The 9,995-nt window shown below is 48.4% G+C and carries 8 protein-coding genes and 1 riboswitch; of the genes, 6 read left to right on the top strand and 2 right to left on the bottom strand.

Annotation, left to right across the window (positions count from 1 at the left end):
* The first annotated feature begins 101 nt into the window (after window positions 1-101).
* Window positions 102-1,550: an amidase family protein gene (locus tag KW93_RS10695; RefSeq protein ID WP_033543006.1), complete on the top strand. Its 1,449-nt coding sequence runs from the start codon at window positions 102-104 to the stop codon at window positions 1,548-1,550.
* A gap of 50 nt (window positions 1,551-1,600) precedes the next feature.
* On the opposite strand, the gene KW93_RS10700 is transcribed toward KW93_RS10695, so the two are convergent.
* Window positions 1,601-2,458: a TetR/AcrR family transcriptional regulator gene (locus KW93_RS10700; RefSeq protein ID WP_033543007.1), complete on the bottom strand. Its 858-nt coding sequence runs from the start codon at window positions 2,456-2,458 to the stop codon at window positions 1,601-1,603.
* A 173-nt stretch (window positions 2,459-2,631) separates the two neighbouring features.
* Here KW93_RS10700 and KW93_RS10705 point away from each other — a divergent pair, with 173 nt between their 5' ends.
* The 4 genes from KW93_RS10705 (at window position 2,632) to KW93_RS16795 (ending at window position 7,588) form a co-directional block, all read left to right on the top strand.
* Window positions 2,632-4,101 carry an MDR family MFS transporter gene (locus KW93_RS10705; RefSeq protein WP_033543008.1) on the top strand — a complete coding sequence of 490 codons (1,470 nt, stop codon included), beginning with the start codon at window positions 2,632-2,634 and terminating at the stop codon, window positions 4,099-4,101.
* Window positions 4,102-4,238: 137 nt separating this feature from the next.
* Window positions 4,239-5,399, top strand: a complete 1,161-nt coding sequence (locus tag KW93_RS10710) for a DEAD/DEAH box helicase (protein WP_033543009.1) — start codon at window positions 4,239-4,241, stop codon at window positions 5,397-5,399.
* Window positions 5,396-6,625: an aminopeptidase gene (locus tag KW93_RS10715; RefSeq protein WP_033543010.1), complete on the top strand. Its 1,230-nt coding sequence runs from the start codon at window positions 5,396-5,398 to the stop codon at window positions 6,623-6,625. The genes KW93_RS10710 and KW93_RS10715 overlap by 4 nt, the downstream gene beginning before the upstream one ends.
* 12 nt (window positions 6,626-6,637) lie before the next feature.
* Window positions 6,638-7,588: an SGNH/GDSL hydrolase family protein gene (locus KW93_RS16795; RefSeq protein ID WP_235318402.1), complete on the top strand. Its 951-nt coding sequence runs from the start codon at window positions 6,638-6,640 to the stop codon at window positions 7,586-7,588.
* A gap of 269 nt (window positions 7,589-7,857) precedes the next feature.
* On the opposite strand, the gene KW93_RS10725 is transcribed toward KW93_RS16795, so the two are convergent.
* The gene (locus KW93_RS10725) at window positions 7,858-8,931 is read right to left on the bottom strand and encodes a M20 family metallopeptidase (RefSeq protein WP_033543011.1); all 1,074 of its coding nucleotides are present in this window, start codon (window positions 8,929-8,931) and stop codon (window positions 7,858-7,860) included.
* Between the two features lie 140 nt (window positions 8,932-9,071).
* Window positions 9,072-9,171: riboswitch (TPP riboswitch) on the top strand.
* Between the two features lie 94 nt (window positions 9,172-9,265).
* Between KW93_RS10725 and thiT the strand changes: the two genes are divergently transcribed.
* Window positions 9,266-9,841, top strand: coding sequence for an energy-coupled thiamine transporter ThiT (gene thiT, locus KW93_RS10730; protein WP_033543012.1), 576 nt, complete (start codon window positions 9,266-9,268; stop codon window positions 9,839-9,841).
* Window positions 9,842-9,995 lie beyond the last annotated feature (154 nt).

A 9,995-nucleotide genomic window follows, 5' to 3' on the forward strand; every position in this document is an offset into this window, starting at 1 on the left:
ATGTTAGTTGATCCAATCGGGTTTTTACGGCCAGTTGATCTCCCACTTGGAGAAGTGGGAGTCCTGCTGACCGTTAATACGAGATAAATGGAGGGAAAGCCATGCATCAGAAAAAATTGGAAGATTACCGGAGGGACCGGCTGGATGAAATGACGATCGCCGAGATGCAGGAGGAAATGCGGACGGGCAGGATCACGTCAGAAGAATTGGTGCTGATGTATAAAGAGAACATTTCGCTCCGCGATAAAAATATCAACGCCATCCTGGAAATCAATCCGGATGCCATGCAGATTGCCCAGTCACTCGATTTTGAGCGTCAGCGCGATGGAGCGCGAGGACCTCTTCACGGAATTCCTATTCTTATAAAAGACAATATGGATACGGCTGATAAAATGCATACCAGTGCCGGTTCTCTGGCGCTTGAAAATCATTACGCCCTGCATGACGCATTTCTGGTCGGAAAGCTGCGGGAAGCGGGGGCGGTCATACTCGGCAAGACGAATATGACCGAATGGGCCAATTTCATGTCGGATAAAATGACGAACGGCTACAGTTCGCGCGGCGGGCAGGTCCATAATCCGTACGGTCCATTTGATGTTGGCGGTTCCAGTTCCGGGGCTGCTGCAGCCATCGCCGCTAATCTGGCTGCGGCCTCGATTGGCACTGAAACATCCGGGTCTATCATTGACCCGGCGGCTCAAAACAGTCTGGTCGGACTGAAACCGACTGTCGGGATGGTGAGCCGAAGCGGTGTGATTCCGCTGTCCCATACACAGGATATACCCGGTGCCATCGCCAGGACGGTTGAAGATGCAGTGAGTGTGTTTGCGGCGCTTGTCGGATTTGACCCAGAGGATCCAATTACCCGCATGTCCACTGACTTCGATGGATATGACTGGCGTGGCCATCTGAAAGAAAATGGGCTGGAGAACGTCCGATTGGCTGTGACTCCTGATTTGTTCAAAGAAATTTCGGATGAGCAGTTGGCAATGTTTGAACAGGCGAAGGAACGTTTAAAGGAGTGCGGTGCGGAAATTATTGAAGACGTCGATCTTGGTGCAGATCAGGAAGACCTTGGATTTGCCGTATTGCTTCATGAGTTCAAAGCCGACCTTAATGCTTATCTGGCAAGGACGAATCCACTCAATCCCATCCGTACGATGGATGACGTCATCGCTTTCAATAACGAAAATTCCGAAACCATGCTCAAATTCGGACAGAATTTGATGGAACAGGCAAATAAACTGACAGGCATGCTGACGGAAAGGGAATACGTGGAAGCACTCGAACGCAATCGTTTCCTGGCAGCCGAACAAGGCATTGATGCCACTTTAAAAGAAATTGGGGCGGATGCAGTTCTCCTGCCTCAGGATTTCGGCTGCAATGTCGCAGCCGCTGCCGGTTTCCCAGGTATTACGGTTCCTTTTGGCTACACTGAAACGAAAGAGCCATTCGGCATCACCTTTTTCGGCAGGGCTTTTGATGAACCGAAACTCATCGAATACGCTTATGCTTTTGAGCAGGCTGTAAAAGGCAGAAAAAAACCATAGAAAAAAGGCGGCAGGAAAAATTACCGGACCGCCTTTTTCTGTTCAATCACTCACAGAGCGGCAAGCTTTTTCCATACCTGTTCGAGTAAAATCATCAATTCCGATTTCAGCTCAGGGTTTTTCGACAGTGTCCCCAGCACACTTTCAAGCAAGGCCTGGCGCGGCGTTTCTGCCAACAATTCCTGGGATAAAAATAGCACGAGCTGCCGGGAAGGGGCATCATCCAGGATTTTTTCGCTGTAATTTTCAAGCTGCTGGGCGAGTTCCGCCACAGAAAGGTTTGCTGAAGATTTTTCAGTATAGACGGTCGGTGCCTGGATAAACCGTTCTCCTGATTCAATCTGGGCGAGGACTGCTGTCTCCAGCCGTTTGATGACGAATGCCGCCAGCTTTTCAGTCGGCAGATCTTCCTCCGTAGTCAACTGCCAGATGTTTACCAATTGCTGGATGGTGCCATGAACGGTTGCGGCATTGTCGAGTGCATAAGGCGCAGCTTTCTGGCCGTATATATCGACAATACGGGATGTAATCCAGTCCAGTTCAATCCGGTAGGAGTGCTTGGCAAAATCTTTCAGTTCTTTATCCTGGGAATAAAAAATACTTTCATACAGCGAAAAAAGATTTTTTTCGCGGTTCATCCGAATGCGGATACATAATTGTTCTGCAAGAACTTCAGGATCATTCACAGGTCTGCCCGATGCAGATTCCATGCGCTTCTGGCGAATTTCATTGCCGATGGATTCCATGATGGCAATGAGGCATTCGCTTTTGGAAGTGAAATAATTGTAAAATGTCCCTTTCGAAATTCCGGCTTCGTCCAGGATATCCTGGATTGAAGTGGAATTATAGCCGTTTCCGATAAACAGAGTGTAGGCGGCATCTATGATATTTTGTTTTTTTCTATTCATTTACTCACCTTTGCATTCATAATCTAATGTCAGAATACCTGTAAAAAGAAGTTTTAGCAATAAAATTGAACAACCGGTATAATATCGTTGATAATTGTATACTCTAGGTATAGAATAGGGGAATGGAGATTTCAGCAGTCCAATTCAACAAGATATTACGGAGGATTAACAGGATGACCGAACAGAAAAAAACGCCTTATGGCATAATTGCCATACTTTTTACAGGAGCATTTGTAGCATTCTTCAACCAGACATTATTAAATATCGCTTTGCCGGAAATCATGGCGGATTTCGGGATAAAAGCTGCAACAGCCCAGTGGCTTGTCACCGGCTATATGCTCGTGAACGGAATATTAATACCGGCCAGTGCCTATTTCATCCAGAGATTTTCGAATCGCTCGGTCTTTATTGTCGCAATGTCCTTATTTACACTGGGAACGCTGATTGCCGGACTCGCACCGGAATTTTCAATTCTTCTGGCAGGCCGTCTGCTGCAGGCTTCCGGATCAGCTTTGATGATGCCGCTTCTCATGAACGTCATGCTTGTTGCATTTCCGGTTGAGAAACGGGGAACTGCGATGGGATATTTCGGCCTTGTCATGGTCGTTGCGCCGGCAATCGGACCCACTCTATCAGGTTTTATTGTCCAGAACTATGATTGGCGCGTACTGTTTTTCATCGTGTTTCCACTGGCATTGATACCGCTTCTATTAGGGATTTTCAAGTTAAAGAACTTAACGTTCCAGAATCGGGAAATTTCACTTGACAGATTCTCCCTTATTTTATCAAGCCTTGGATTCGGGGGAATACTGTACGGCTTCAGTTCCGCAGGTACGCTGGGATGGTCGAATCCGGTAGTCTACGTCACAATTATCGTCGGTCTGATATCACTGGCCCTTTTCATACGCCGCCAGCTGAAACTTGACGAACCGCTGCTCGAAATACGAATCTATAAATACCCGATGTTCGCGCTGTCTTCGGTCATTTCGGTCGTGCTGTCCATGTCGATGTTCTCGGCGATGATCCTGATGCCGATCTATATTCAGACAATCAAAGGAATCTCGCCCATTAATTCAGGATTGCTGATGCTTCCGGGAGCGCTGCTCATGGGTGTGATGTCGCCGGTCACCGGTCGCCTCTTCGATAAATGGGGAGCCAAAGTATTGGCGATCCCTGGCTTATCGCTGGTTGTCATCACGACTTACCTGTTCAGCCAATTGTCAGTGGATACGAGTTATTGGCAGATCATGCTGATTTATACGGTTCGGATGCTCGGTATTTCACTTGTTATGATGCCGGTCATGACGAACGGGCTGAACACTTTGCCGATGAAAGCCTATCCGCACGGAACAGCCATCAATAATACGCTCCAGCAGGTATCGGGGGCGATCGGTTCCGCTTTCCTGATCACTTTGATGAACACACGTACAGAATCAGCGGCAGGCGAATTGATGGCTCAGGGAACCGCACTTGAGAGCATCGAAAATCTGGCGATGCTTGAAGGCATCAACTTCTCATTCTTTGTTTCGACATTCATCGCGCTGACTGCACTTGTTCTGGCTTTCTTTATTAAAAAGCCAATTCGTCCTGTGACCGAACAGGAAAAAGAAATTGTTTATGCCCGCAAAGAAGCAACAGAATAATGATCAGAAAGCCGCACTGTTTCAGGTGCGGCTTTTTTTGTTTTTGACGATTCAGAAACAAGTTGAATTCTGCAAAAAAAGGCGTGATACCGCCAAATATGATACACTGAAAACATTCAAGAAGAGGTGGAATCCAAATGACTTTTATAGAAGAACTAAATCCCGTATGGCAGGAAAAATGGAAGAAAACAGGTTTTGAAACGGCGATGCCGATCCAGGAGCAGATGATTCCGGAAATGCTGGCAGGAAATGATATCGTCGCCCAGTCACCGACAGGCTCGGGCAAGACACTGGCATATGTATTGCCGATCCTTGAGCGGGTCAATCCCGAAAAAGCCGCGATTCAGGCAATGATCATTACGCCGTCACAGGAATTATCCATGCAGATCGTCAATGTGCTGCGTGAATGGACTGAAGGCACGGACATTACCGTTACACAATTGATCGGCGGCGCCAATATGCAGCGCCAACTGGAAAAATTGAAAAAGAAACCGACGATTGTCGTCGGTACGCCAGGCCGATTGAATGAGCTTGTCAAAAACAAGAAGTTAAAAATGCACGAGATCCGTATTCTCGTCCTTGATGAAGGCGACCAGTTGATGGCGCGTGAACACCGCGAAGTCATGAAGTCCCTTGTAGAGAAGACGCAAAACGATCGCCAGCTTGTGCTGGTGTCCGCCACGATTACAGAGGAAGTTGAACTGGTTGCGGAGCGGCTCATGCAGCAACCGACGCGCATTCATGTGACGGCGGAAGAAATGCCGATGCAGGGGAAAGTGACGCATTCGTTCATCAAAGTGGATGAACGCGACAAGACAAATCTGCTGCGCAGCATTTCCTATATTGACGGAGTCAAAGCATTGGCGTTCGTCAATAATCTGGATCAGCTGTTAATGAAGGAAAATAAATTGAAGTTCCGTGATGCCAAAATCGTTACGCTTCATTCCGAGATGAAAAAAGATGAACGAAAGAACGCACTTGATGCATTCCGAAAAGGGGAAGTATCTGTATTGATCGCGACAGAAGTGGCTGCGCGGGGCCTCGACATCGACATGGTCACGCATGTTATTCATGTCGACGTACCGAGAACCATCGATCAGTATCTTCATCGTTCCGGACGGACCGGACGGGCGGGGGCTGACGGGGAAGTGCTGACGCTGCTTGCTTATCAGGATGAACGGCATTATAAAAAATTCACGAAAGATCTGCCGTCAAAACCGGTGCAGAAAATCATGCACGGCGGCAAATTGATTGAAGGTTCAAGTAAGACAGTAAACACAAAGGGGAATAAAAAATGAATTTTCAGGAGAAATTGGAACAATATGCGGAACTGACCGTTTATGTGGGCTTGAACGTCCAAAAAGATCAGCACATTCTCATCAATACCACAATCGACACAATCGAGTTTACCCGCCTCGTTGTGAAAAAAGCCTATGAAGCAGGAGCAAAAAATGTCCATGTGAATTATTCGGATCCCGTTCAGAGCCGTACGCATTATGAGCTGGCCCCGGACTCGGCATTTACTGAATATCCGGAGTGGTCGGTCGTGCAGCGCGATGAAATCATTGATAAGGGAGGTTCTTTCCTGTGGATTGATGCGGAAGATCCTGATTTGCTGACAGGCATCCCGGCTAAACGCCTGACCGACTCACAAAAGGCTGCCGGCAAAGCGCTGGTGCGATACCGCCAGGCTGTGGGCTCGGATAAAGTGGCGTGGTCGATTGTGGCAATGCCCTCACAAAAATGGGCCGCAAAAGTATTTCCTGAACTTGATCCTGAGCAGCAGATGGAAGCGCTTTGGGAGGCGATATTCAAAACTGTGCGCATCGGACGCGGCGATGCCGTTTCTTTGTGGAAAGAACATATTGAGTTTTTGGAAAGACGAGCCTCTCAGTTGAACGATTACCGCTTTGCGAAGCTGCATTATTCTGCTCCGGGCACTGATTTGACCATCGAATTGCCGGACAGGCATATCTGGATGTCAGGTGCTTCAAAAACACCGCAGGGCAATCCGTTCATCGCCAACATGCCGACTGAGGAAGTCTACACAGTTCCGTTGAAAACCGGCGTCAACGGTTTTGTCCGCAATACGAAGCCGTTGGTGTACCAGGGCAATATCATCGATGGATTCACGTTGACTTTCGAGGCTGGGAAAATCGTCAAAGCAGAGGCCGAGAAAGGCCAGGAGCTCTTGACTGAAATGATCACTTCCGACGAAGGCGCTGCCTACCTTGGAGAAGTTGCATTAGTGCCTCACCAGTCGCCGATTTCAGATTCCGGCCTATTGTTCTTCAATACCTTATTTGATGAAAATGCATCGAACCATCTGGCAATCGGTGATTCCTATCCGACTTGCTATGAAGGTGCACGCAACCTGGAGCGGGAACAACTGGGGGAAATCGGATTGAACACATCCATTGTCCATGAAGACTTTATGATCGGCAGTGCTGAAATGGATATTGACGGCATTACAGCAGACGGTTCGAAGATTCCGGTATTCCGTAACGGAAACTGGGCATTCTAAGAGGTGATGAAAATGAAAAAAACAGCAGCAGTCGTGCTGGTTCTATTGTTCGCTTTCAGCATGGTCACACCAGCGGCAGCAGAGGTGAAAATCCCTGCTGTCTATATAGCACTGGGTGATTCCCTGGCAGCAGGACAGACGCCGGCCAGTGAAATCGATGCCGGTTATGCTGATTTAATTGCACAGGAACTCAGCCGGAATCAGCCGGTCGCACTGTTTTCGAAAGATCTGGCATTCCCCGGATTCACGACCGCCGATGTGCTGGAGCGGATAAAGGAAGAGGAAGCACAGGAACTTCTGGCAGCAGCGAATATCATCACGTTATCGGCAGGAGCAAACGATCTGCTGCGGCTGGTACAGGCTAATCCGGCAGATGGTTCGATTCGTTTTGAGCGCATTCAGTCCGATTTTGCACTTAATAAAGCAAGGCAGAACATCGCAGCGATTCTGCAGGAGTTGTCGGATGCTGCTCCGAATGCCGACATTTATGTCATGGGCTATTATTTCGCTTATCCGCACGCCCGTGAATCCCAAAAAGCCGGCGTTGATGAGCAGCTGAATACCCTTAATGAAATTTTGAAAAATGAATCCCGGAAAGCCGGTGCGGATTTTGTGGCTGTCGACGAGGCATTCGGTCTGGACGCGGTTTCAAAGGTGCCGAATCCCGCGGATGTCCATCCCAATATCGAAGGATACCAGGCAATGGCCAACCAGTTTTTGACGCAGTACCGCAACGGCTGGGTAATAGAGGAGTGGGAACTTCCACAGCCGAATCCGATCTCATTTGAAGAAATACTGAAGGGCCAGCAGGATGAAAGCGCTCCGGCTGCCGGTGAAGAAACAGAAGCTGTTGAGACACCGGAAGAAGAAGCCGCTGATATTGATGATGGGTCATCAGCGAAGTTGCTGCCTGATCTCACATCCGGTTACCTGGCTCTGCGGACCCGCCTGCCAATCATTTAAAACAAAAAATCCCTCTCCTGAAAATACAGGAGAGGGATTTTTCGCTTATCTTTTATATTGATTTGTCTTTTCTGTTTTATACTGGCTTGTGTTCGTCTGGGCGTTCCCTTTGGCTTTCTTCTTATTCATGTATTTTCGGATAATCGGATAAGCTATTGGCCCGTATTTAATCGCCGTTCTCAATAATCTTCCCATTGCCATATTGATCGCTCCAATCGTTTAGTGGATAGTTATAAATGCCCTTTTTTCATCAGACTTAAACCTTGAGTTCAGTTCATTGCATGAGACAATAAAATATTCTTGTATTCGTGGACGCTTGAAATTTCCACATATTCTGCGTTGCCGTGCCAGTCATCGCCGGTCGGGCCGAATTCAATCGCACCTTCGCCGCCGGTTACGGCAGCGTAATAACGTGTGTCGGCAGCGCCATGCTGCCCAAACAGAATGGGTTCAGCCCCCGAATTGGTGCGTATGCTTTCCTGCAGCGTCTGGATGTATGGATTTTCTTCAGTGGTTGTCAGGGCGGGCGTGTTTGCGAAACTGGACTTATAATCAAAATCAATGCCGAGCGTCCCGCCGAGTTCCGCCATCTGGCGTGTGATTTCTTCCGGATCCTGGCCTGGCATGAAACGGATGTCATATGACATTTCGCAGATTTCCGGCACCATATTATAGCGTTCGCCCGCTTTGATGATGGCGAGGTTGACGGAAGGCTGCTCATAATATTGAGTCGACTCTTTGCGGAAAGGAAGTTCGCTCATCGCCATATGGTATTTCATGGCCTGCTCAATGGCGTTGATCCCTTCCCATGGCCTGCTGCCGTGCGCCGGTTTGCCTTTGAAAACCATATCCATATGCAAAATGCCCTTGGATTGAAGTCCGACTTTCAGCCCGGTCGGTTCGCCGCAGATGACGAAATTTCCGCTGTAGCCCTGTGCGACAAGCCATTTCGATGTATTGTGTCCACCCGTTTCTTCGTCAGTCACGATATGCAGCTGCACTTCACGCGTTAATTTCTCCGCATCCAATTCGATGAACGCCTGCATCATGGCTGCTACGCCAGCTTTCATATCCGCCGAACCGCGGCCATACAGACGGCCAAGTTCTTCGATGGGGGTAAATTGTTCCTCGTGGCCCGGCACCACATCCACATGGCCGTTCCAGATCAGCGTCTCCTCACCGTATCCTTTTTTGGCAGTGAGCATCAAATAGCCTTTATTGTCGTGGACTGTGACGGTTTCACCTTGTTGTTCGAGCCACTTCGCACAAAAAAGAAGCGCTTCGTTGGCTCCTTCTTTCGTAAAACTTTTTATCTTAATCAAGTCTTTCAGCAATTCGATCATAAATCTTCAGCAGCCTGGTTCGCTGCTTCCACCGCCTTTCAAAGTCATTTACATTTCTAATACCCTAATGGGTCCGGTTGAAACGGGCTTGCATCACACCTGCATCTCCTATACAATACAGGTGTAATACAAATAACTGTATACACCACAAGGGGAGCTTTTGCTGAGAGTGAACGAATCCGTTCTTACCCTTCGAACCTGTAGGTTAATGCCTGCGCAGGGATGTGGATAGAAACCTGCCCTTTTCGCGGCGCCAGGATCTGTCCTGGCGCCGCTTTTATATGGTTTTTATTGGCGGCCCTTCTGGTGATGTGCAAACACATGGGAGGAAGACATGAGAAATAAAAAATTATTGTTGATGCTCGAAATTGCCATTTTCGGTGCCCTTGGCTATGTATTGGACTTTATCGCGTTCAGTATGCCGCAGGGAGGTTCCGTCAGCCTGGCGATGATTCCGATCGTATTGATGGCTTTCCGCCGGGGATTCGGTGCCGGTTTGCTGACTGGACTGGTTGTCGGTTTGCTTCAGCTGGTGACAGGACGCGTTTATATCGTACCGTTGTCATTCGGTTTCGCATTCACTCAAGTGACCCTGGATTACCTGATCGCGTTTGCGAGCGTTGGCGTTGCTGGAATTATGCGATCCGCTTATTTGAAAAATCTGCGGAACGGCGTAAAAGGGAAAGCAGTATCGGCCATCGTCATTGGAGCTTTTATCGGCGCTTTACTGCGCTATCTCGTGCATGTTATTGTCGGCATCTGGTTTTTCAAGGAATTTGCGACCGGCAATGTTTACTTGTATTCGTTCGGCTATAATGCCACATATATGTTCCCGGCATTCCTGTTGACGGCTTTTGTCTGCTCGGTACTGTTTATCGCAGCACCGCGACTGGTCGATGTGAAAGAATAAATGAAGGAGGCTATCTTAGGATAGTCTCTTTTTTTGTCCAGACTCCAGCCGCCCAGCTTTTCGGTTCATAATTCAACCCGGCTGCGTGGCAAAAAGCGGCATTTCGCCGGGTCGCATAAACCCGTATTGCTCCTGCATCGCTGCGCTAGCTTCG

The organism is Planococcus sp. CAU13, from assembly GCF_000775575.1.
Classification (GTDB): domain Bacteria; phylum Bacillota; class Bacilli; order Bacillales_A; family Planococcaceae; genus Planococcus.